The 22,929-nt window shown below is 61.7% G+C and carries 24 protein-coding genes and 1 pseudogene; 16 read left to right on the forward strand and 9 right to left on the reverse strand.

Annotation, left to right across the window (positions count from 1 at the left end):
• The first annotated feature begins 43 nt into the window (after window positions 1–43).
• A complete protein-coding gene (locus NKI54_RS26745; protein ID WP_352692722.1) occupies window positions 44–685 on the forward strand; it encodes a DUF1638 domain-containing protein in 642 nt (213 codons plus the stop codon).
• Window positions 686–700: 15 nt separating this feature from the next.
• Here the strand turns inward: NKI54_RS26745 and NKI54_RS26750 are convergent, their stop codons facing one another.
• Window positions 701–1,231 carry a hypothetical protein gene (locus tag NKI54_RS26750; RefSeq protein ID WP_156937334.1) on the reverse strand — a complete coding sequence of 177 codons (531 nt, stop codon included), beginning with the start codon at window positions 1,229–1,231 and terminating at the stop codon, window positions 701–703.
• 44 nt (window positions 1,232–1,275) lie between these two features.
• Entirely contained in the window at window positions 1,276–2,178 is a 903-nt protein-coding gene (locus NKI54_RS26755) for an NAD-dependent epimerase/dehydratase family protein (RefSeq protein WP_352692723.1), read from the reverse strand.
• A gap of 112 nt (window positions 2,179–2,290) precedes the next feature.
• Between NKI54_RS26755 and NKI54_RS26760 the strand changes: the two are divergent.
• From NKI54_RS26760 to NKI54_RS26805, 10 genes and pseudogenes are all read left to right on the forward strand, one after another.
• Window positions 2,291–2,865 (forward strand): annotated as a pseudogene (locus NKI54_RS26760) (DUF4893 domain-containing protein).
• A gap of 80 nt (window positions 2,866–2,945) precedes the next feature.
• Window positions 2,946–3,728: a formyl transferase gene (locus tag NKI54_RS26765; protein ID WP_352587656.1), complete on the forward strand. Its 783-nt coding sequence runs from the start codon at window positions 2,946–2,948 to the stop codon at window positions 3,726–3,728.
• Between the two features lie 43 nt (window positions 3,729–3,771).
• Window positions 3,772–4,683, forward strand: a complete 912-nt coding sequence (locus tag NKI54_RS26770; protein ID WP_352587653.1) for a fatty acid desaturase — start codon at window positions 3,772–3,774, stop codon at window positions 4,681–4,683.
• 235 nt (window positions 4,684–4,918) lie between these two features.
• Window positions 4,919–5,221: a virulence factor gene (locus tag NKI54_RS26775; protein ID WP_352452105.1), complete on the forward strand. Its 303-nt coding sequence runs from the start codon at window positions 4,919–4,921 to the stop codon at window positions 5,219–5,221.
• Window positions 5,214–5,837, forward strand: coding sequence for a methylenetetrahydrofolate reductase C-terminal domain-containing protein (locus tag NKI54_RS26780; protein WP_352454616.1), 624 nt, complete (start codon window positions 5,214–5,216; stop codon window positions 5,835–5,837). Before NKI54_RS26775 ends, NKI54_RS26780 begins: the two co-directional genes overlap by 8 nt.
• Entirely contained in the window at window positions 5,834–6,925 is a 1,092-nt protein-coding gene (locus NKI54_RS26785) for a methylenetetrahydrofolate reductase (protein ID WP_023676515.1), read from the forward strand. The genes NKI54_RS26780 and NKI54_RS26785 overlap by 4 nt, the downstream gene beginning before the upstream one ends.
• An 80-nt stretch (window positions 6,926–7,005) precedes the next feature.
• Window positions 7,006–7,980, forward strand: coding sequence for a methyltetrahydrofolate cobalamin methyltransferase (locus NKI54_RS26790; RefSeq protein WP_023676516.1), 975 nt, complete (start codon window positions 7,006–7,008; stop codon window positions 7,978–7,980).
• A gap of 113 nt (window positions 7,981–8,093) precedes the next feature.
• Complete coding sequence (locus tag NKI54_RS26795) at window positions 8,094–10,163, forward strand: ASKHA domain-containing protein (RefSeq protein WP_352452107.1); 2,070 nt, start codon at window positions 8,094–8,096, stop codon at window positions 10,161–10,163.
• Between the two features lie 187 nt (window positions 10,164–10,350).
• Window positions 10,351–10,533, forward strand: coding sequence for a hypothetical protein (locus NKI54_RS26800; protein ID WP_023676518.1), 183 nt, complete (start codon window positions 10,351–10,353; stop codon window positions 10,531–10,533).
• A gap of 268 nt (window positions 10,534–10,801) precedes the next feature.
• Window positions 10,802–11,785, forward strand: coding sequence for an alpha/beta hydrolase (locus tag NKI54_RS26805; protein ID WP_352635637.1), 984 nt, complete (start codon window positions 10,802–10,804; stop codon window positions 11,783–11,785).
• Window positions 11,786–11,791: 6 nt separating this feature from the next.
• On the opposite strand, the gene NKI54_RS26810 is transcribed toward NKI54_RS26805, so the two are convergent.
• Entirely contained in the window at window positions 11,792–12,691 is a 900-nt protein-coding gene (locus NKI54_RS26810) for a LysR substrate-binding domain-containing protein (protein WP_023676521.1), read from the reverse strand.
• 229 nt (window positions 12,692–12,920) lie between these two features.
• On the opposite strand from NKI54_RS26810, the gene NKI54_RS26815 reads away from it, so the two are divergent.
• From NKI54_RS26815 to NKI54_RS26835, 5 genes are all read left to right on the forward strand, one after another.
• On the forward strand, window positions 12,921–13,106 hold the full coding sequence (locus NKI54_RS26815) for a hypothetical protein (RefSeq protein ID WP_352452109.1): 186 nt from the start codon (window positions 12,921–12,923) through the stop codon (window positions 13,104–13,106).
• Between the two features lie 335 nt (window positions 13,107–13,441).
• Window positions 13,442–13,576 (forward strand): hypothetical protein, encoded by a 135-nt coding sequence (locus tag NKI54_RS26820; RefSeq protein WP_013894968.1) that lies wholly within the window; start codon window positions 13,442–13,444, stop codon window positions 13,574–13,576.
• Window positions 13,577–13,926: 350 nt separating this feature from the next.
• Window positions 13,927–14,865, forward strand: a complete 939-nt coding sequence (locus NKI54_RS26825; RefSeq protein ID WP_348625928.1) for a GlxA family transcriptional regulator — start codon at window positions 13,927–13,929, stop codon at window positions 14,863–14,865.
• A gap of 75 nt (window positions 14,866–14,940) precedes the next feature.
• The gene (locus NKI54_RS26830) at window positions 14,941–15,228 is read left to right on the forward strand and encodes a type II toxin-antitoxin system TacA family antitoxin (RefSeq protein WP_023676524.1); all 288 of its coding nucleotides are present in this window, start codon (window positions 14,941–14,943) and stop codon (window positions 15,226–15,228) included.
• On the forward strand, window positions 15,225–15,716 hold the full coding sequence (locus NKI54_RS26835; RefSeq protein WP_352635640.1) for a GNAT family N-acetyltransferase: 492 nt from the start codon (window positions 15,225–15,227) through the stop codon (window positions 15,714–15,716). The genes NKI54_RS26830 and NKI54_RS26835 overlap by 4 nt, the downstream gene beginning before the upstream one ends.
• Before the next feature lie 26 nt (window positions 15,717–15,742).
• Here NKI54_RS26835 and NKI54_RS26840 read toward each other — a convergent pair whose 3' ends face one another.
• From NKI54_RS26840 to NKI54_RS26865, 6 genes are all read right to left on the reverse strand, one after another.
• Window positions 15,743–16,525 carry an ABC transporter ATP-binding protein gene (locus NKI54_RS26840; protein WP_352452112.1) on the reverse strand — a complete coding sequence of 261 codons (783 nt, stop codon included), beginning with the start codon at window positions 16,523–16,525 and terminating at the stop codon, window positions 15,743–15,745.
• A complete protein-coding gene (locus NKI54_RS26845; protein ID WP_023676527.1) occupies window positions 16,522–17,298 on the reverse strand; it encodes an ABC transporter permease in 777 nt (258 codons plus the stop codon). The genes NKI54_RS26840 and NKI54_RS26845 overlap by 4 nt, the downstream gene beginning before the upstream one ends.
• Window positions 17,299–17,369: 71 nt before the next feature.
• Entirely contained in the window at window positions 17,370–18,320 is a 951-nt protein-coding gene (locus NKI54_RS26850; RefSeq protein ID WP_352452114.1) for an ABC transporter substrate-binding protein, read from the reverse strand.
• Window positions 18,321–18,434: 114 nt separating this feature from the next.
• On the reverse strand, window positions 18,435–19,283 hold the full coding sequence (locus NKI54_RS26855; protein ID WP_023676529.1) for a DUF1194 domain-containing protein: 849 nt from the start codon (window positions 19,281–19,283) through the stop codon (window positions 18,435–18,437).
• A gap of 100 nt (window positions 19,284–19,383) precedes the next feature.
• Window positions 19,384–20,340 (reverse strand): site-2 protease family protein, encoded by a 957-nt coding sequence (locus tag NKI54_RS26860; protein WP_352635643.1) that lies wholly within the window; start codon window positions 20,338–20,340, stop codon window positions 19,384–19,386.
• A 7-nt stretch (window positions 20,341–20,347) separates the two neighbouring features.
• Entirely contained in the window at window positions 20,348–22,909 is a 2,562-nt protein-coding gene (locus NKI54_RS26865; protein ID WP_352635645.1) for a GcvT family protein, read from the reverse strand.
• Window positions 22,910–22,929: the final 20 nt, after the last annotated feature.

Consider the following 22,929-nt stretch of genomic DNA (forward strand, 5'->3'; position numbering starts at 1 on the left):
ATAAATTCGCTGGACAGCAACGAAGATGGATTAGACTGGTTCCATGACTACCGCGCGAAAACAACAATCCGATCAAGGCGACAGGCTGCTCGTCATCGCCTGCGGGATGATTGCGCGCGAAGTTTTGGCGGTCAAGGAGCAGCTCGGGCTCGACCATCTCGACCTGACCTGCTTGCCGGCGGAGTTCCATTTCTATCCGGACCGCATCGCGCCGGCCATGGACAAGGCTATCGAGAAGGCCAAGACCGACGGCTACAGACACATATTCGTCGGCTATGCCGATTGCGGCACGGGTGGCCTGCTCGACCGGATCTGCGAGAAGCACGGCGTCGAGCGTATGGCCGGGCCGCATTGCTTTGCCTTCTACCAGGGCATGGATGCCTATGCGAAGGTCGCCGATGACGACATGATGTCGTTCTACATGACCGATTTCCTCTGCCGGCAATTCGATGCCTTCTTCATGAAGCCGCTCGGTCTGGACAAGCACCCGGAGCTGATCAAGGACTATTTCGGCAATTACGAGAAGCTGATCTATATCGCCCAGACCGACGACCCGGAACTCGACAAGGTCGCCGAAAAGGCGGCGAAAATACTCGGCCTCGCTTATGAGCGGCGCTCGACCGGCTATGGTGACCTGACGGGCGAACTTAAGCGGGTGGCCTCACATCCGGAGGACGTCCGTTAGACGCCCCGCTTCGGATTATTTGCTCGCCGGTTGCGGATCCGACACGAAATCGACAACGCGGCCGTTTTCTAACCGGATCGGTCCCCTTGCAGTTGGATCCTTGCGCAACGCCTCTGCAATCAGGGCTTCGACGGTGTCGAGGTTGACTTGCAGAATTGAGGAGTCGCCCAGTTCCCAGTACTCGCCTTCATCAAAGACATCGAGCTTGTCGAAAAGAGGAGCAACTTTGCGGAGCAGCTCGATGATTTCGATATGCGCGTCCGACCCGGCAAACTGGGTCTTACAAAATTGCTGCATGAAGAGGTGCCTGTCGAACTCGAACCGAAGGGGCTCCGACTTGGGATGCGGCAGAAGCTCTATTCCTATAACCGGGCCGAGATAGTCCACGCTGCGTTCATCAACGACCCGATGGAGAACCATTTCGGCTTCGTCTATTTTCCGAAACGGCCAGCCTCGAGTGACAGCAAACGCCTCCACTTCCCGCAATAGCACAGCGTAGTGCTCGTCTTCGCGCAGCTGTCCCTCAAAATGGATCGTCACCCCCAACATGCACCTCCCCGCGCAAACGTTTTGCGATGATAGCCGCGCTTCTATTCGATCGCCAGGGCGGCAAGCACATCGGCAAAGCTCGTCTTGCAGACGAAACCCAGCCGCTTCCTCGCCCGCGACGCATCGTAGACCCGGTCGATCGACGAAAACATCGTCCAGCCTTTCTTCGTGTAGAGTGCCGGATAATCCGGAAAATAGCGCGCGACGACCGACGGCGCGTCGGCGATCAAGGCCGCGCAATCTTCGGGCTGGAAAGGCGTCGGTGCCGAGATGATGAAAGTGTCGAAGCCCAATTGCGGCGCTTTCTCCAGGGCAGCGATGTGGGCGTCGGCTGCGTCCTCCACCGTCAGCCGGCGGAACAACAGCTCATTGGCCTTGGTGTTGGCATCCGACTGTTCGATCACGTGCGCCATGTCGTCCGCCTCGGGAAAAAACCGGGCGGTGCGCAACACGATCACCGGCAGGCCGAACTGCAAATGATAGAGCTGTTCGGCTGAAAGCTTGGTGACGCCATAGATGTTGCGCGGTTCAGGCGACATGTCTTCCGTCAGCCATGCCGCCTTGCGCGCCCCGCCGGTGAAGCCGGTGCGTATGGACTCGGAAATCATCAGCGATGTCGTCGACGTAAACACGAAGCGCTGAACGCCAAAAGCTGCTGCCGCATCGAGCAGGTTGAGCGTGCCGCGCACATTCGTCTCGACGAAATCCTCGTTGCGATGACGTTCGATGTCAGGCTTGTGCAGCGCGCCGCTATGGATGATGGCCTCGATGCGGTTCTCCTCGACCGCCCTCATGACCAGGTCGCGATCGGCGACTGAGCCGACGATTCGCGTTTCCGAGGATGGGACGGGATCGAGGCCGGTGACGTCATGACCAAGAGCCCGCAGGCGCGGCGCCAAGGCGCTGCCCAGCCAACCGGACGATCCCGTCAGCAAGATCCGCATTCTTTTGCACCTCGTTTCTGCTGTCGATGCTCAGGCACGGATGACAGAACGCGGCGAAACATTAAGGTATGCGCCAGACAAGAAAACAGCCAACAAAAGGGAAACGCCACCGATGATCGCTCGCCTCATGTTTGCCGCAGCAACTGTCCTCTGCTTGACCATGCCCGCGTTGGCCGATGGCGAGGTGCAGAAGCTGATAACGGCTGCCGACAAGGCGCGGCTCAACAAATATGGCGAGACGCGCAAGGCAGCGCTTGACGAGGCGAAGGCCGGCGATCCCGCCGAGGTCAAGCAGCTCGACGCTTTGCTGGCAAAGCCGCTGGTTCCCTTCTCTGACAGGGACCTGACCGGCAAATGGCAATGCCGCACCATCAAGGCCGGCGGATTGAGCCCGCTCGTCATCTATGGCTGGTTCAAATGCAAGGTGAGTGACGACGGCTCCGGCTGGAGACTGGAAAAGATCACCGGCTCGCAGCGCACCAAGGGCCGCTTCTTCGACGATGGCGAGAAACGCGCGATCTATCTCGGTTCCTTCCACGTCAACGACGATCCGGCAAAGCCCTACGGCAGCGGCCCGGAAAGCGATCAGGTCGGCTATGCCTTCCGCAACAGCGCCAGTGAATGGCGCATCGAGTTCCCGGCGCCCTATTAGAATCGAAGCTCGATATCCTCGAATTCAAGCGCTGAGCCCCGATCACCAGGGGTTAACCCGGTCAGCCTAGCATTCGCGCGCAAAGAACAGGTTCTTTGCGGGGGGGTCGCAGAGCATGGCACTGTCGAAAACAAACCAACGGCCGATCGTCGTCGTCACCGAAGGCGGCCCGCATATCTGGGCGATCGTCAACGCCGTCGCCGATCAACTCGGCCCGGTCAGCGTCATCCTCGAAGCTCCTGAATCCAAAAAGCAATTGCTTCTCGCGCGGGCGCGGCGGCAAGGCTGGACCTCGGCCATCGGTCAACTCGGCACGATGGTGCTGACGCGCCTCGGCAAGCGCTTCTTCGCCGGCCACGCAGCACGGCTTGCCGCCGGGCAGAAGCTGCAAACCGAACCGAAGCCTGGGCAAAAGATCATTTATGTCTCGTCGGCCAACGCGCCGGAGTGCCTGCAGGCGATCGCGGAAATCCAGCCGGGTGTGGTGCTGCTCGCCGGCTGCCGCTTGCTGTCGCGGCAGACGCTGGCGAAAATCCCTTGCCCGGTCCTCAACTACCACGCCGGCATCGCCCCGAAATATCGCGGCATGAACGGCGGCTACTGGGCGCTGGCTTCAGGCGATGCGGAGAACTTCGGCACCACCGTACATCTGGTCGACGCCGGCGTCGACACTGGCGGCGTGCTGCGGCAGACGCGTGGCAAACCGCAGCCGGGCGACACAATTTCAAGCTACGCGTTGCGGCAGGCGGCCTTCTCGCGCGACATCTGCGTCGAAGCGGTCAGGGATGCGCTGGCCGGCAAGGTCGGCACGGTGGATCCCGGCCTGCCTTCGAAACAATGGTATCATCCGACGGTATGGTTTTATCTCTGGACGGGGATAAGGAACGGCGTCTGGTGACGCGCCGATTTACCGGACAGCCACCCGCCACTAACATTGCATCATGAGCGACATCGACCACCGCACCATCATTGCCGGCCTTTCGGTCGAGGACCGTCGCGACCTCACCGCCAGGGTTGACCGGCCAGGCATTGTCCGGCTGGCGGTCCATGCCGGGCTGGTTATCCTGCTAGGCGCGCTGATCGCCGCCCGCATCCCGTTCTGGCCGCTGCTCGTCTTGCCGCAGGGAATCCTGATCGTCTTCTTCTTCACGCTGTTGCACGAGACCATCCATGAAACGGCGTTCAGGACGGCGTGGCTCAATCGCGCTGTTGCCGCCGTGGCCGGCTTCCTGATCCTGCTGCCGCCGGAATGGTTCCGCTATTTCCATTTCGCCCATCACCGCCATACGCACGACCCGGACAACGACCCCGAACTGATGGCCCCGAAGCCGGAGACCATCAGCCAATATCTGCGCTATCTGTCAGGCGGCCCCTATTGGATCGCCATGGGCCGTGTGATCGCAACCAATGCGGCGGGCCGCAACCGCGACGGCTTTGTGCCGGAAAAGGGCCGCGGCAAGGTGGTTGCCGAAGCACGGCTGTTCCTGATCGGCCATGCGGCATTGCTGGCCGCATCGCTCGCCGCGCAGTCGGCGCTGCTGTTGTGGGTCTGGATCTTGCCGGTGCTGGTCGGACAGCCGTTTTTGCGTGCCTACCTGCTGGCCGAGCACGCGTTGTGCCCGCATGTCGCCAACATGCTCGAGAACACCCGCACCACCTTCACCACAAGGCTGGTGCGCTTCGTGGCTTGGAACATGCCGTACCATTCCGAGCACCATTCCTATCCGGCCGTTCCCTTCCACCGCCTGCCGCGCTTCCATGACATCGTCGCGGAGCATTTACGCACGACCGAACGAGGTTACGTGCGCTTCCACAGGAAGCTGGTCGGCAGCTACGATGGCCGCGCCGGCTGACCAGTGCTGGAAGAAACTCCGCTTTCAACCGCGGCCGTCGATTGCGTCGCTTTTGAAGGCCCCCGCGTCGTCCCATAACAAGCAGCCCAACAGCGCTTCCGGCAATGCTCGAAACCACTGCATTGGCCAAAAGATCGGAATCGATCTTCGGAGAGCACGATGCAGCGGAGTTAAATGGTAGAGCATCGTTTGTGCGTCCGATTGGACGCACGGCGCTCTGCAGGAGCAGGAAATTATGGCCGATCTGATCGTCGTCTACTGGCGCGACATCCCCGCCCAGGTCATCGTCAAGAAGGGCCGGCAGAACGCCAAGCGCGAACTGCCGCTGCGCTTCACCGAGGCGATCGACATGTGCGCCATGCGCACCGGCGCTGGCGGCACCGACGACTATCTTGCCGAATGGCGCAAGGCAGAACCCCTCCCGGTCAGTGACGATCTTGAAGCCGAGGCCGAGAAGGCTCTTCAGGAACTTGATGCGAAATACGACCGTGAGCGGCTGGTCGCTCTGGTCAAGGCGGGGGGCAAAGAAAATGTCTGATCCCCAATCAATGCCGGCGACGACGGCTCAAGCCGGCGTGACCCAGGCGACCATCGTCAAGAAGGCGGCGCCGAAATCCGACTACAAGCCGGCCGACGTGTCGCCACAGCGGCGTGTGCAGCGCTCTTTCGCGGTGCGCCTTTGGTCTGTGCGGCATTCGCGGCTGCTCGAATGGTTCTATGGCAAATTCGCCGACATGTTCCTGCTCCTCCATCCGCTGTGGAAGGGCATCGGCTACAGCCGTGTCGAAGGGCCTGTGAAATTCGTCGAAAAGCGCGTCAAGGGTTTCATGTTCGACTGCCGCATGTGCGGCCAGTGCATCCTTTCCTCGACCGGCATGTCGTGCCCAATGAACTGCCCCAAGCAATTGCGCAACGGCCCTTGCGGCGGTGTCCGCGCCAACGGCAATTGCGAGGTCGAGCCTGACATGCCTTGCGTCTGGGTCAAAGCCTGGGAAGGTTCGCGGAACATGGTGCATGGCGACAAGATTTTGGAAGTGCAGAAGCCGGTGGATCAGTCCTTGCGCGAAACCTCCGCGTGGCTGCGGGTCACCGCGCAGGCCGCGGCCGCCCGCAATGCGGCCCGGAATACTACGAAGACCGGAGCGTCGGCATGATCGGCCGTCAGCCAGACGAGAATCCGGCCGGCATCCATTTGCCGCTCGATCCCCTGCCCGGCCACACCTCGCGTGGCCGGCTGGAACGCGTCCTCAGGCGCGGCGAGTTCGCAGTGACGACCGAGCTCAATCCGCCTGACAGCGCCGATCCGGAAGACGTCTACAACCGCGCCAGGATTTTCGACGGTTGGGTCGACGCCATCAATGCCGTCGACGCTTCCGGCGCCAACTGCCACATGTCGTCGGTCGGCATCTGCGCGCTGCTGACCCGCATGGGCTATGCCCCGATCATGCAGATCGCCTGCCGCGACCGGAACCGCATCGCCATCCAGGGCGACGTGCTTGGGGGTGCTGCGATGGGCGTCGCCAACATGCTGTGCCTGACCGGCGACGGCGTGCAGGCCGGCGACCAGCCCGGCGCCAAGCCGGTGTTCGATCTCGACTGCATGTCGCTGCTCGAAACCTGCCGCGTTATGCGCGATAACGGCAAATTCCTGTCCGGCCGAAAACTCACGACGCCGCCGCAGCTTTTCCTTGGCGCGGCCATCAACCCGTTCGCGCCGCCGATCGATTTCCGGCCCTATCGGCTGGGCAAGAAGATCGCCGCCGGGGCACAGTTCGTGCAGAGCCAGTACTGCTTCGACGTACCGATGTTCCGCACCTACATGCAGAAGGTCCGCGATCTCGGCTATACCGAGAAATGTTTCATCCTGTGCGGCGTCGGGCCGCTGGCCTCGGCCAAGACGGCCAAATGGATCCGCTCCAACGTACCGGGCATTCACATTCCCGATCAGATCGTCAAGCGCCTGGAAGGCGCCCAGGATCAGAAGAAGGAAGGCAAGCAGCTCTGCATCGACATCATCAATGAGGTGAAGGAAATTCCCGGTGTATCCGGCGTCCATGTGATGGCCTACCGCCAGGAAGAATACGTCGCCGAGATCGTCGACGAATCCGGCGTGCTGAAGGGTCGCCGGCCGTGGAAACGCGAAATCCGCCGCGACGACCAGCTCGTTGCCGACCGGCTCGACCACATACTGCATGACGACCTCACTGAAACCCAGGTCGACATGGTCAAGACCGCGCATTGACAGCGCGAATCGTCAGCATTCGCTTGATCAGAAACAGATAACGATATAAAGAACTCTTTATATCACGATGGAGAGATTTCATGACCCGGACCATCGTCGCCTCGGCGACACGAGAAATCATCATCGGCTTCGATCAGCCCTTCTGCGTGATCGGCGAGCGCATCAACCCGACCGGCCGTAAGAAACTGGCCGCCGAAATGATCGCCGGCAATTTTGAGACCGTCATCAAGGATGCGCTGGAGCAGGCCGCCTGTGGGGCGACCATGCTCGACGTCAATGCCGGCGTCACTGCAGTCGATCCCAACGCCACCGAGCCGGCGCTGCTGGTGCAGACGCTGGAGATCGTGCAAGGCCTGGTCGACCTGCCGTTGTCGATCGACTCCTCCGTGACTGCGGCAATCGAAGCGGCGCTGAAGGTCGCCAAGGGCCGGCCGCTGGTCAATTCCGTCACCGGCGAGGAGGAAAAGCTCGAAGCCATCCTGCCGTTGATCAAGAAATACAACGTTCCCGTCGTCGCCATTTCCAACGACGAGACCGGTATTTCGATGGACCCCGATGTGCGCTTCGCCGTCGCCAAGAAGATCGTTCAGCGCTGTGCCGACTTCGGCATTCCGGCGCATGATGTGGTCGTCGACCCGCTGGTCATGCCGATCGGCGCGCTGGGCGATGCCGGCCGCCAGGTATTTGCCCTGCTACGCCGGCTGCGCGAGGAGCTCAAGGTCAACACCACCTGCGGCCTCTCCAACATCTCGTTCGGCCTGCCGCACCGTCATGGCATCAACGCCGCCTTCATCCCGATGGTGATCGGCGCCGGCATGACCTCGGCGATCATGAACCCGGTGCGGCCGCAGGAAATGGAAGCGGTGCGCGGCGCCAACGTGCTGAACGGCACCGACGAGAACTGCACCAACTGGATCAGGACCTACAAGGACTACAAGCCTGCTGAAGGCGGCCAGGCCGTTGCCGCCCGGACGCAGGTCAACGCGCCGGGCGATGGCAATGGCAATGGCGGACGCAGGCGCGGCGGCCGCGAAGCGCGTATGGCGCGGGGTTGAGCCAGGTCTTGGCCGACACGATATGGGGCCTAGGACTGGGGAGGAACCGAGACACAGCGGCATCGCTGCCGTGGCCAAGACCCGAGCTGCGTAGAAAGTAAAGTCTGGAACGTATGAACTCTCCCGTCAACATCACCGATCCGCTCGTGCTGTTCATGCCGTCGGGCAAGCGCGGGCGGTTTCCGGTCGGCACGCCGGTTCTGGATGCCGCGCGCCAGCTCGGTGTCTATGTCGAGAGCGTGTGCGGCGGGCGTGCCACTTGCGGGCGTTGCCAGATCGAGGTGCAGGAAGGCAATTTCGCCAAGCACAAGATCGTTTCCTCCAACGATCACCTCTCGCCCAAGGGCGCCAAGGAAGAGCGCTACGAGCGCGTACGCGGCCTGCCCGAGCGCCGCCGGCTGTCCTGCTCGGCGCAGATTCTCGGCGATCTCGTCGTCGACGTGCCGCAGGACACCGTCATCAACGCGCAGACCATCCGCAAGGACGCCGACACCAGGGTCATCGCCCGCGATGCGGCAATCCGCATGTGCTATGTCGAGATCGAAGAACCCGACATGCACAAGCCGCTCGGCGACCTCGACCGTCTGAAGATCGCGCTGATGAAGGACTGGGGCCTCAAGAGCCTCGATTTCGACTTCCATCTGTTGCCGCAGGTGCAAGGTATTTTGCGCAAAGGCAACTGGACCGCGACCGCCGCCATCCACAAGGACACCGACAGCGAGACCGCACGGGTCATCGCTTTGTGGCCCGGCCTCAAGAACGAGGCGTACGGACTTGCCTGCGATATCGGCTCGACCACGATCGCCATGCATCTGGTGTCGTTGCTGTCGGGCCGCGTCGCCGCCTCGTCGGGCACATCCAATCCGCAGATCCGCTTCGGCGAGGATCTGATGAGCCGTGTCTCGTACGTGATGATGAACCCGGACGGCCGTGAAGGTATGACGGTCGCCGTGCGCGAGGCCATTTCGGGGCTTGTGGACAAAGTCTGCACCGAAGGCAACGTCCAACGCAACGACATCCTGGATTCCGTGTTCGTCGGCAATCCGATCATGCACCATCTGTTCCTCGGCATCGATCCGACCGAGCTCGGCGGCGCCCCCTTCGCGCTAGCCGTCTCCGGCGCCGTGCACATCAAGGCATCGGATATCGGTTTGAAGCTCAACCAGGGCGCCAGGCTCTATATGCTTCCTTGCATTGCCGGCCATGTCGGCGCGGACGCTGCCGCAGTGACGCTGTCGGAAGGGCCGCACCGCCAGGACGAGATGATGCTGATCGTCGATGTCGGCACCAATGCCGAGATCGTGCTCGGCAATCGCCACCGGGTCGTGGCGGCCTCATCGCCAACTGGCCCGGCCTTCGAAGGTGCGGAAATCTCCGGTGGCCAGCGCGCCGCACCGGGTGCCATCGAGCGCGTCCGCATCGATCCTGAAACGCTGGAACCGAAATACCGCGTCATCGGCTCGGAACTCTGGTCCGACGAGCCGGGCTTCCTCGACAGCGTGCAGGCGACCGGCGTCACCGGTATTTGCGGCTCCGGCATCATCGAGGTGGTCGCCGAGATGTATCTCGCCGGCATCATCTCCGAGGACGGCGTCGTCGATGGATCGCTGAGCGGCCACTCGCCTCGCGTCGTCGCCAATGGCCGCACCTTCTCGTATGTGCTGAAGGAAGGCGAGCCCAAGATCACCATCACCCAGACTGATGTGCGCGCTATCCAGCTTGCCAAGGCCGCCCTTTATGCCGGCACCAAGCTTTTGATGGAAAAGCAGCACACCGATCATGTCGACCGCATCCACTTCGCCGGCGCATTCGGCTCGTTCATCGACCCGAAATACGCAATGGTGCTGGGCCTGATTCCGGATTGCGACCTCGACAAGGTCTCGGCCGTTGGCAATGCGGCCGGCGCCGGCGCCCGCATGGCGCTGTTGAACCGTGGCTATCGCCGCGAGATCGAGGAAACCGTTAGCAAGATCGAGAAGATCGAGACGGCGCTGGAGCCGAAATTCCAGGAACATTTCGTTTATGCCATGGCGCTCCCGAACAAGATCGACCCGTTTCCCAAGCTGTCGGCGGCGGTGAAACTGCCGCCGCGCAAGACGGTGAGCGAAGACGGCATTGCCGGCGACGCTGCCCCGCGGCGGCGTTCGCGCGAAGGCCACGCCGCGCGGCGCGGGCGGGGATGACTCGCCTCCGATAGGCCGTCAGACCTTCCATTTTTCATTTGTATGCAAATGTTTCCAGGTCGCGCCGATCTGGAAACGAAATTGCGTTTTCGTGAAATCCGCCAGATACATAGGCGGAGCATTTAACCGACATCGAACGGCAGGCGGAAACAGTTTTCGGCCACCGCAACGCTCCAAGGAGATCAAGATGTCGATGTTCGAAAGCCTCGGCCGCTATGGTGCGGCCTTCAAGAAAACACGCGAAGCGCGCAAGTCGCTGCGCATCCTCAACAGCTTGCCGCCTGAGATCCAAAAGGACATTGGCTGGCCGGTGTCGCCGCGTTCGAGCGAAAGGCAGCTTTCGGTCGGATGGGGCATGCAGCGCGGATGAAATTCATCGACAAATGCAAGCTGCTCGGTATTCGCCGGAGCCGCAATGCGGCTCCGGCTGCACCCAGCAATTGGCTGCGCGCCGCGTTGCTGCCGCGGCGTTGAGCTGCGCCGGTAGGCCAGAGACTTCATGGCCGGACGCTTTGTCGACAGCTGGGATCAAACGACCGTGTTGAGATTGCATCAATCTTGACTTTTTTGGTGGCGACACAATCTTCGAAATAGTCGGGGGTTCTCTTAATCGGCTCAGCCGAAGTCCGTGTATCTGCATGCCCAGTCTCAAAAGCCACGTCGTGTCGTTCGTCCTCAGGTACAGCCGCAAGAAGGCGTTTTCCAGCCCCGAGAACCTGCAGCGCTGGATCGCCTATGCGCGCAAGACGGAAAACCATCAGCCGCCTGCGTCGCTGCGGTCACGCCTGGAGATCACAACCCGCACGATCAACGGCTTTCCCGTCTACGAGATCGCGCCCAAGGCTGGCGAGCGGAAGCGGATTCTCTACCTGCACGGCGGCGCTTACGTCTTCGAAATCACCCCCTATCATTGGCGGCTGATCGCCGACATGGCCGACCGTCTCGGGTTCGGTATCACTGTGCCGATCTATCCCATTGCTCCCGAACACGATTTCCACGCCATGTTTGGTATGGTCGGCGCTGTCTACCGCCTGATGTTCGGCGAAACCAGCGCGAACGACATCATCTTCATGGGCGATTCCGCCGGCGGAAACATGGCCGTCGTGCTGACGATGATGGCTGCGCAAAATGGCCTGCCCTTGCCATCACGCCACGTGCTGATTTCGCCCGGTCTCGACGTGTCGCTCGCCAACCCAGAAATGTATGAGGCCGAACGCAACGATCCGTGGCTGGGCATTGCCGGCGGCCGCGAGGCGATCCGACTTTACAGCGCCGGCATAGATCCCACCGACTGGCGGATCAGCCCGGTTTACGGCGACCTGTCGGTGCTGCCCAAAACGCTGCTGCTGACCGGTTCACGCGATCTGCTCACCCCCGACAATCTGATCTTCGCGGAAAAGGCGCGCGCGGCCGGCGTCGAAATTGAGATCGTCCACGAGCAAGGCATGTTCCATGTCTGGCCGTTGATCGACATGCCGGAGGCGCGACGCGCGCGGGACAGTATAGTGGCCTTCTTGACCAACGAAACTGACAGTTACCATGCCAAGGCAGGAGAGTTGTCGCTGCAGAGGACAGACCGCGACGGAACCCCTCGCGATCTGGTTGCGCCGCTCAGGTCGTAGTTTGGGTCAGAACTTCCCAGTTTCCCTGAACATCTCAAACGTCGCGCGGATATGATCGGCGACTGCCTTCACCGGCGCGCTGGCGTCCGGCGTCACCACCATGGCCAGATTGTAGGTGCCGATGTCAGGCATGCCGTCCTTCGGGCACAGCTCGACCATGTCGCTGCCGAGGAACGATTTCGGCAGCGGCGCGACTGCAAGATCCGCCATGATCGCGGCGCGCTGGCCGGCCGTGTGTGCGCTCATATAGGCGATACGGTAGTTGCGGCCCTCGCGGCCAAGCGCCTCCAATGCCCCTGCCCGCCAGGCACACCCCTCTTCCCACAATGAGACCGGCAGCGGCTCACGCAGATGCGCGCAACCGCCCTTGGCACCGGCCCAGACGATCGGCTCGGTGAGCAGCACTTCGGCGCCAATCGCGCTGGTCTTGTAGGAGTTGGTGAGCAGCGTGATGTCGAGCGCCCGGTCGTCCATGCGCCGGCGCAGATTGACGCTCTGGTCGATGGTGACGTCGACCGCGATCGATGGATGCGACTGTGCGAACCGCTTCAGCACATGCGGCAGCACACGTTCGCCGTAATCGTCCGGCGAGCCGAGCCGCACCACCCCGACAATGTCTGGAATGATGAACTTCGACACCACCTCGCGATTGATCGACAGCAGCCGGCGCGCATAGCCGAGCAGCATCTCGCCATCGGTGGTCAGCGTCACCGAACGGGCGTCGCGCGCGAACACCGAGCGGCCGAGAATGTCCTCCAGCTTCTTGATCTGCATGGAGACGGCCGACGGCGTGCGGAAGACCGCATTGGCCGCAGTGGTGAAGCTGCCGGTCTCGGCGATTGCGACGAAAGTGCGCAAAACATCGAGATCGAGCAGCGGCAGCGGATGATTGAGTGGGGCGTTCATGGCAAGCGACCTTCAATTTTTCTGATGCAAACCATCATTCCATTTCGTTTGATTGAACATCAGTTTGGGAGGATAGTCAACTCCATCGAAGGCAGGACGCATCGAAGTGGTCCCGAAACAACCATGACACGGACCTGCAATCGACACGAAATGAAGCTGAAACAAACCCGGTGTACCGCCTGACGCTGCAAGCGCCGGGACAACCCGGCCCAACGCGAAGGAGAATGAGATGTCTATCCTGTCATCCATCGGTCGGATCGCGACCGAGTTCAGCGAGGCCCGTGCCCGCTACCAGACGGAACGCGCCATTCGCGCGCTGCCGATTGAACTGCAGAAGGATATCGGCTGGCCCGAAGCTGCCGATGCCAAGGCCGGCACTCGCCATGGTGTGGGATCCTGGGCTGGAGCAAAGTAAACCGTGTGTATCAACAGCTGAAGGCCTGCCGCGCAGATCAGCCCGGCAGGCCTTTTTGTTTGTACTCCAATGATTTTCCCGAGCCATGTCGCCGTCGCATGCCGCATATGAGCAAGTCGCATAGCAGCCCGCACTGGCAATCAACACATTGTAAATAATCGAAAATCCTGGGCAGAATGCCCAAATTTGTCGCATTCCGTGTCGCTTTTCATATCAAGTGCTTCGCTTTTGCGATTTAGTTTCCCCTCACGTAAGCCTATATCATCATCAACAAACGAGCTGCCCCACTCCATCAAGCGAAGGCGACCCGTCTGAGCAACCGAATGGAGATGATCATGAAGCTTTTTGCCCGCCTCTTTGCCCGTCGCGAAATGAACCTGACGACCGCGCTCGAGCGCCAGCGCCTGGCCAACACCATGCCTGGCCAGACCGGTGCCATGGCTGCCGCGCGCCTCGGCTTCGTCGCCTGAGACGCGGCAATCCCGGCGGAAGCAGCCTAGCGCTGCTTCGAAATCGATCCAGCGCCGCTTCGGTTTTGCCGACGCGGCGTTTTCGTGTGCGCAGACTGCGTAGGCTCGTTTGCTCGATCCGGCGGCATGTCGCGTCCTTCGCCGCATAGCGATTGCCCATTTGCGACCCGTGTCGCAAATAAAGTCGCTCCGTTGCCATCTAGCCAATTGACAGGAAACGTCTTTCCTGATGTCGCTATGCTAATCGCGACATCCTGTTCGCGCCATTGCAGCGTGAGGATCTACCCGTGAACGTCGTAAAGCACCCGATTCGGCGATCGTTCGTATTCTTCCTGGTCCCCGATTTCACCATGATCGCCTTCGCGACGGCGCTCGATCCGTTGCGTTCGGCCAACCGCATGCTCGGCTATGAAGCCTATCGCTGGCGGCTCGCCAGCATCGACGGCAAGCCGGTGCGCGCCTCGAACGGCGTCGAATGCGCCGTCAACACCTCGCTGGAGGAAGAGCGCAAGAAAATGTCCGGACCGGACCGGCCGAACATGGCCATCGTCTGCAGCGGCATCAATGTCGAGCGCTACCAGAACAAATCGGCCTTTGCCTGGTTGCGCGAGGAGTACAATCGCGGCGTTGCCGTCGGCGGCCTGTGCACCGGCGCGCATATCCTGGCCGCCGCAGGCCTGCTGTCCAACAAGCGCTGCGCCATCCATTGGGAGAACCTGCCGGGCTTTTCCGAGGCGTTCCCCAAGGCCAATGTCTTCGCCGACCTCTTCGAGATCGACCAGAACATCTACACCTGCGCCGGCGGCACCGCCGCGCTCGACATGATGCTGAAGCTGATCGGCGACGATTTCGACGAAAGCCTCGTCAACCGCGTCTGCGAGCAGGTGCTGACTGATCGCGTGCGCAGCCCGACCGACCGCCAGCGCCTGCCGCTGCGCGCCCGCCTTGGCGTGCAGAATTCCAAGGTTCTGACCATTATCGAGCTGATGGAAGCCAATCTCTCCGAGCCGCTCTCGCTGATCGAGGTCGCTGACCATGTCGACCTGTCGCGCCGGCAGATTGAGCGCCTGTTCCGCACCGAGATGGGGCGCTCCCCTGCCCGTTACTATCTGGAGATCCGCCTCGACCGCGCCCGGCACCTGCTGATCCAGTCGTCGTTGCCGGTGGTCGAAGTGGCGGTCGCCTGCGGCTTTGTTTCCGCCTCGCATTTCTCCAAATGCTATCGCGAGTTGTACGCCCGCTCGCCGCAACAGGAACGCGTCGACCGCAAGCAGCTTCTAGCGGCTTGATCCAGCACGTTTCGCGGGCGCGGCCGCATTGTCATGACATTGTCTGGCGTGGTATCCTTCAATCGAGAGGTACCAATGACCAGAACCACCAGATCGGAAAAACTGGACTTGCGCCTTACCCCCCAGGCAAAGCGTACACTCGCAACCGCCGCCGCGACTGAACGCCGTTCGCTCAGCGATTTCGTGCTTGAAAGCGCGCTTGCGCGAGCCGAAGAAACATTAGCCGACCGGCGCAGCTTCCATCTCGACGCCGAAAAATGGGTCGCGTTCATGGCAGCGCTCGACGCGCCAACGCGTGATCTCCCCCGCCTCAAGCACCTATTGAACGAACCAAGCATCTTTTCCGGTCGCGATCCAGCGTGAGCGAATTCCAGATCGAGAAACTGGCCCGCACGCATTTGGTGGACATGTTCGACTGCGGTGAAGAACCGCTCAATCGCTTTCTCGTACGCTATGCATTCCAAAACCAGCAAGCCAATGCTTCGCAGACCTACATTGGTCTCTCTGGCGAAGATGTGATCGGCTTTTATACCCTGGTCGTTGGTGAAGTTAAATATGAGGGTGCGCCCGAGCGATTGACGAAAGGTCTCGCACGCCATCCGGTGCCTGTAATGCTGCTGGCGCGTCTTGCGGTCAGTCTGGACTGGCAAGGCAAAGGCGTCGGCGGCGGACTGTTGCGCGATGCCGTCCTGCGCAGTTTGCAGGCGGCGGATATTGCAGGTATCCGCGCGGTCGTCGTCCACGCCAAGAACGACGGCGCCCGCACGTTTTACGAGCGCTACGGATTCGCGCAATCGCCGACGGACCCGCTGCATCTTTACGTGCTTATCAAGGACTTACGAAGTCTCTGAGCCGTTCAGGCGCCTTGCTGACCCGACTATATCTGCGCCGTGCGCATCGCCTCGACGCGGATATCTTCCGTCAGCCGCGCCTTCAGTGCCGAAAACTCCGGGCTGGTCTTCAGCGTGTAGTGGCGCGGATGCGGCAGGTCGACGGCAACGTCCGATTTGATGCGGCCCGGCCGTGCCGTCATCACGACCACGCGCGACGCCATGAAGATCGCCTCCTCGATGTCGTGGGTGACGAACAGCACCGTTTTTTGCCGCCGCTCCCAGATGCCGAGAAGCAGTTCCTGCATCAGCCCGCGGGTCTGGTTGTCGAGTGCGCCGAACGGCTCGTCGAGCAACAGAATCTCCGGATCGTTGGCCAGTGCCCGGGCAATCGCGGTGCGCTGCTGCATGCCGCCGGAAAGCTGCTTCGGCCAATGGTTTTCAAAACCTCTCAGCCCGACGAGATCGACGTAAGAAGCGACGATTTCGCTGCGCTCGTGCTCGGCCATTCCACGTTCGCGCAGGCCGAAGGCGATGTTCTCGGCAACCGTCAGCCACGGAAACAGCGTATAGGACTGGAAAACCATGCCGCGGTCTGGACCGGGCCGGTCCACCACCCTGCCGTCGAGCAGAACACGTCCCCCACTCGGCGCTTCGAGGCCGGCGACGATCCTGAGCAGCGTCGACTTTCCACAGCCGGATGGCCCCAGGATGGTGATGAAGTCGTTGGCGGCAACCGCCAGATCGATCGGCATCAGCGCCTTGACCGGCTGCCCACCGCCGACACCGGCGAAGGTGCGCGAGACGCCTTCGATGAGCAGCTTGCTCACGCCAGGCTCCATGGAAACAGCCAACGGTTGAGCGCCTTGAATGCGAAATCGGACAACAGCCCGATCAGGCCGATGACGATGATGCCGAAGATGATCTGCCCTGTCGCCAGCCGCGACTGGCTGTTGATGATCATGTAGCCGATGCCCGACGACGAGCCGATCAGCTCGGCGACGATGACATAGGTCCAGGCCCAGCCGAGCACCAGCCGCAGGGTCTCGGCAATCTCCGGCGCATTGGCCGGCATGATCACGCGCCGCACGATGCCGTTGTCGGACGAGCCAAGCGTGTAGGCCGCCTCGACCAGGTCGCGCCGTGTGCCGCCGACCTTGACCGCGATGATCAGGATGATCTGGAACACCGAGCCGACGAAGATCACCAGCAGTTTTTCGAGCTCGCCAACGCCCGCCCACAGGATGAGCAGCGGGATGAAGGCCGATGCCGGCAGATAGCGGGCGAAGGAGACGAACGGCTCCAGGAACGCCTCCACGGGCTTCCAGGCACCCATCACGATGCCGAGCGGCACGGCAACGATGGCCGCCATCAGGAACCCGCCGAAGACGCGCCAGATGGTGATAAGGATGTCGAGCCAGAAGCGGTCCTCGACCAGCAGCCGCCAACCGTCTCTCACCATCGACAGCGGATCGGCAAGGAAAATGCGATTGACGTGGCCGCCAAGCGTGATCCACGCCCAGAACGCCACGAACAGCACGAAGAACGAAATGCCGAGCACGGTTCGAATGCCCGGCGAGACCGGATGCAAGGGGCGCGGCATCTTCGACCGTCCTCTGATCTGAATGAAAAAGCGGCGGCGCACGCGCCGCCGCCGGGCGACAATCCTGCCGGTTAGTCGGCGACGGCGCTGGTGTCGGCCAATGTCGAGACGTCAGGCGCTTCCTTGATCAAACCCATCTGCAGCAGAAGCTCGCCGGCGGTCTTGGAAAAGTCCTGGAATTCCTTGGTGAAGAACTGCTTGTTTTCAGCCTTGTCGGCCCATTTCAGGTATTTGGCCGATTCTTCGAATTCCTTGGCCGACTGCTTCACGTCGGCACCCATCGTCTCATAGGATTTCGCCGGATCGCTCTTGATCAGGTCGAGTGCCTCGAAATAGCTGTCGGCAAGCGCCTTGCCCGCATCCGGATTGGCCTTGAGGAACTCCGGCGTGCAGCCGACCGTATCGAGCACCATCGGATAGTCGAGAGTGGTCACAAGGATATGGCCCTGGTCGGACTTTTCGCGCACCGCCGAGATGAACGGCTCATAGGTGACCGCCGCATCGTTCTGGCCGGCGAGAAACGCCTGCGCCGCCGCATCCGGCTCCAGGTTGACGACCGTCACGTCCTTGGTCGACATGCCGTTCTTGTTGAGCACCCAGGCCAGCATGAAATAGGGCGAGGTGCCCGGCGCCGAAGACGCGACCGACTTACCTTTGAGATCGGCGACGGTCTTGATGTCGTTGCGGGCGACGATGCCGTCGGCGCCGTAGGATTTGTCGAGCTGGAATATCTGCTTGGTCGTCACGCCATTGGCGTTCCAGACCAGCCAGGTCTCGACCGTGGTGGCGGCGCATTGCAGGTCGCCGCTGGCGATGGCGAGCGGCCGGCTGGCTTGCGGCACCTTCTTCAAGGTGACGTCGAGGCCGTGCTTTTCGAAGATGCCGGCCTGCTTGGCGAGCGTCAGCGGCGCAAAGCCGGTCCATCCACTGATGCCGATGCTGACCGATGTGGCGGCCATCGCCGGCGCGGACAATCCGACGGCAAGCGTCAAGCTTGCGGCAAGAATTCCGATCCTGTTCATGTCGGTTCCCCTTTTATGTGTTCGGATGGGGAATTGTGTCACAGACGCCCGCAGGCTTGTCAATGAAGCAGATGCTGCACTGCGGTATGTCACCATCGACAGCAAACTCCGCCATCAGCGGCTGTTGTACATCCAGCTGCGGTCGCGCCACATTTTTTCACCGACCAGGCAGTCGGTGACGGGGATGTCCTGTGCCAGCACCAATGGCGGATGCGCCGCCTCTTCCGCCGCTCGCTGCGGCGAGGCCGGACCGGCAAGCTCCAGCACCAGCTTGCGGCGGATGGCCTCCGGAAACTGCGTCCAGTCATTGACCGGGATCATGAAGGATCCCGGCCCGCCGATGACGCAGTCGCTGTAGTAGCGGTCGAGATTGTTGACATCGTAAGCGCTGCTGAACCCGCCCCTGGTCATCAGCGGCAGGCCGTTGACGGTGATGCCTTGCTTGATCACGGCGTCGCGGGTGATATCGACAGGTGCGCCCTGGTTGTTGGGGCCGTCACCCGAAATGTCGATCACCCGCTTGACGCCCTGGAAGCCGCTTTCAGCAAAGAGATCGCTGGCGAATTCCAGCGCGCCGGAGATCGAGGTGCGCCTGGCACTGGCCGGCGGATGAGCGGAAAGCTGCGCTGCCAGCCGCTCGGCGTCGGCACGATTGGCGATCACCGTCCACGGCACGACGACCTGCTGCCAGGTCGCGCCAGCCCATTCGACATAGGTGACGGCAATCTTGCCATGAGCGCCTTCGCCGATTGCCTGCAGGACATCGTCATGCGTCAGCGCCGCCGCATAGCCATGACGCTGGATTTCGAGCTCGTCCGGCGACATGGACAGCGAAACGTCGACTGCCAGCACCAGTTCGACGTCGACCGGCTCGGCGGCGCGGGAGTTTGCAGTCAGCCATAGCACCGACGCCAGCGCGGCGGCACCCGAGACGAGATGTCTTGCACGGGCAAAACCAGACATGCCGCACGGTAAGCGAAAATCGCCGATCGACAAAGAGAAAAGCCCGGTGGAGAGCCGGTCTCATTCGGTCACATTTTTGCGAACCGCCGGAAAACGAATTTCATTCGTGGATGCGGTGCCCGCCCCGCCCCCACCACTCCACGGCCTTCTCGACATCCGTCTCGGAGGATGGGTCCGGCTTCGGTTTTCTAGCACCGACCCCGCGCGCTGCCCTCCAGTTCGGCTTGAATGACGGCGGAAGCCACAACAGAATACCCGCGGCAGGCAAGATGATCGCAAAACGCAGAATTGAAAGTACGATGCCGCAGATGCCGACGATCTGCGCGGCCCGGCGGACGCCGAAGCGTCTCAGGAACAAATGTCTTGCAATCACGCCGCCATCCAGATCGAAGGCGGGCAGGATGTTGAGAATGATAAGTGACACGTTCAACAATGCGCCAATCCAAAGCGTCCATTCCAGAGGACCGGCCGACCTTGACGGCAGCCACCCGAATGGCCCTTCGGGCGCAAGTGGGATGAGTTCTCCAAAAACCAGATAATAGGCCGCATCGAAAAACGCGGCGAGCGCGACGTTCGCCAGGGGACCCGCTATCGCAATCCGCGCCCAGGCAGGCGATGGCGCTGCGGCGCGTTTGAAACGCGTGAGCCCGCCGAAGAGATATAATTCTATCATGTCGGTGGCGACGCCTTGTCGGCGTCCGATCCAGGCGTGTGCCAGTTCGTGCAGAAATATCGACGCAAACAGAAGCGCTGCAAAGATAGAGGTATGGATCAGTGCATCCTTGGGTCGGCTCGCCCACTCGTTCAGGAAGGGCAGCACAATGGGAATTGCGAAGGTCCAGCTGACGCGAACCGGGATATTCCGGTTCAGCTGAAACACAAGCGCATCGTTTTTTCTGTCCCAGCCGATCCGCCGCAAAGGCACCCCCCAATCGCAGCGCGACGGTAAGCGAGAATCATCGCTCCACAAAGCGAAAAGCCCGACGATGAATCGGGCTTCTGCATTCAGGTCCTGCTGGCACTGCTCGGCTTGCCTGTGTGGAGAATCGGCAGGCAAGCAACGCTTAGCTGCGCGGATTGAGGTTCTCCGGGTCGTAGAGCGGCCTGTAGCCGACGGCGGCCACTTCGACCGGGTACTTCTCGCCGAAATATTCGACGCTCAGCTTGCGGCCCTCCTGGCAATACGCCCAGGGCAGGTGGGCGAGCGCGATGTTCTTGCCGAGGGTCGGACCATAGGCCACCGAGGTCGTGAAGGAGCGGCGGCCGAGCTCGTCGACGAGCGTCTCACCGGTTTGCGGGTCCATCACCGGCATCGTGCCAACCGGATAGCGGGGAACACCATTCGAATCTGTATTGTCCGTCATGATAAGCGTGCAAAGCATGGCCGGCTGATGCACCCGGGCGCGATATTCCAGATGCTTTGCCTTGCCGCAGAAATCGGCCTCCTTGACTTTCGGACGGGCAAGGTCGGCTTCCAGCAGATTGTATTCGGTCAAGAGGTCCGCGTTTTGCAGGCGCAGGCTCTTCTCCATGCGGCGGCTGTTGGCATAGGTCTCGACGCCAAAGGCCATCACGCCGGTCGACCGCAGCGCGTCCCAGACAGCCAGGCCGTCCTCGTAGCGCATATGCAGTTCCCAGCCTTGCTCGCCGACATAGGAGATGCGGAAGGCGGTCACGTCCTTGCCGGCGATCCTGACGGGCTTGATCGCGGCAAAGGGAAAATTCTCAAGCGTCAGTCCGTCGGGGTTTTCCACGACCTTGCCCAATGTTGCCCGCGCATTCGGACCCCAGATGCCGACGGTCACATATCTCTCGGTCACATCGGTGACGGTAACGTCGAAGCCTTTGTCCTCTGCCGTCCGGCGCATGTACTGGAAGTCGCGCGGCCCGGCATCGGCGCCGTCGATGACGCGGCAGCGGTCGGCCATGCGGATGACGGTCAGGTCGGCGCGCACCATGCCTTCCTCGTCGAGGAAATGGGTATAGATGCCCTTGCCGATATTGCCGTCACCGCCGATCTTTGCCGCGCACAGCCATTCCATCAGCGCGACATGGTCCGGGCCTTCCACGTCGTACATGGCGAAATGCGACAGGTTGACGATGCCGCAATCCTCGCTCATCGCGAGATGCTCGGCGTTCGAGACGCGCCAGAAGTGGCGGTTATCCCATTCGTTTTGGCGCACCGGCACCCGGTTGCCGTATTTCTCGAGCAGATGCTCGTTGGCGGCGTAGCCATGGGCGCGCTCCCAGCCGCCGAGCTCCATGAAATAGCCGCCGAGTTCCTTCTCGCGCTCCCAGAAGGGCGAGCGGCGGACATTGCGAGCCTTGGAGAAGGGCTCGCGCGGATGGACCGCCGGGTTGTAGACCTTCATCGCGGTTTCGGTGCAGCGATCCCAGATGAACTGTTCTTTCGTCTGGTGCGGATAGAAACGCGAATAGTCGATGGCGTGGTGGTCGATCGCCGTGCGGCCGTCCGTCATCCAGTCGGCGATGAGCTTGCCCATGCCGGGGCCGTCCTTGACCCAGATCGCCACGGCATACCAGAGGCCCCTCACCTTCTGGCTTTCGCCCATCGAGGGGCCGCCGTCCGCCGTCACCTGCAGCAGGCCGTTGAAGGAATGGCTCTCATTGTAGCCCAGCTCGCCCAGGATCGGCGTCAGTTCCATGGCGCGCTCGAGCGGCGCCAGGATCTGCTCCATGTCGAGATCGCGTTGCGACGGCGAAAGCCGTGCCCGGTTTTTCTCGAGAAGATCGCGCGGATGGCAAAGGCGCGGATTGGTCTCTTCGTAATAACCCCATTCGATCTGCCCGCCTTCGGCGGTCTTAGGGTCGCCAGTATCGCGCATGTAAGCCGAGTTGCCCTGGTCGCGCAGCAGCGGCCAGCCGATCTCCTTGCCGGTGCCGGCGAACTCAGTGTACGGCCCGAAGAAGGTAAGCGGATGGTCAATCGGCATGACCGGCAGGTCCTCGCCCGCCATTTCCGCGATCAGCCGTCCCCAGATGCCGGTGCAGACCACGACATAGTCGGCTTCGATGGTGCCGCGGTCGGTCACCACGCCCTTGATGCGGCCGTTCTCGATGACGAGCGACCTGGCCGACGTATTGGCAAACGCCCTGAGTTTGCCGGAAGCTTCCGCCTGGTCGACAAGCTTGCCGGCGACGGTCTGCGAGCGCGGGATGACGAGGCCGGCGTCGGGATCCCACAGGCCGCCCTGTACCATCTGTTCTTCGATCAGCGGGAATTTTTCCTTGATCTCGGCGGGATCGATCAGGCGGGCGCGTGTGCCGAAGGCCTTCGCCGAGGCGATCTTGCGCTTGATCTCCGCCATGCGAGCGTCGTCGCCGACGCGGGCGACCTCGAGGCCGCCGATGCGCGCGTAGTGACCCATCTTTTCGTAGAAATCGATGGAATAGAGCGTCGTCCAGCACGACAGGAAATCATGGCTGGTCGTGTAGCAGAAGTCGGAGGCATGCGCCGTCGAGCCGATATCCGTCGGGATGCCCGATTTGTCGATGCCGACAATATCGTCCCATCCGCGCTCGATCAGGTGATGGGCGACCGATGCGCCGACGATGCCGCCCAGCCCGACGATGACGACCTTCGCCTTTTCCGGAAACCCTGCCATTGCCCGCGACTCCAAGATGC

Origin of the sequence: Mesorhizobium sp. M0663 (assembly GCF_040320585.1) — a bacterium.
In the GTDB taxonomy this organism is placed as follows: domain Bacteria; phylum Pseudomonadota; class Alphaproteobacteria; order Rhizobiales; family Rhizobiaceae; genus Mesorhizobium.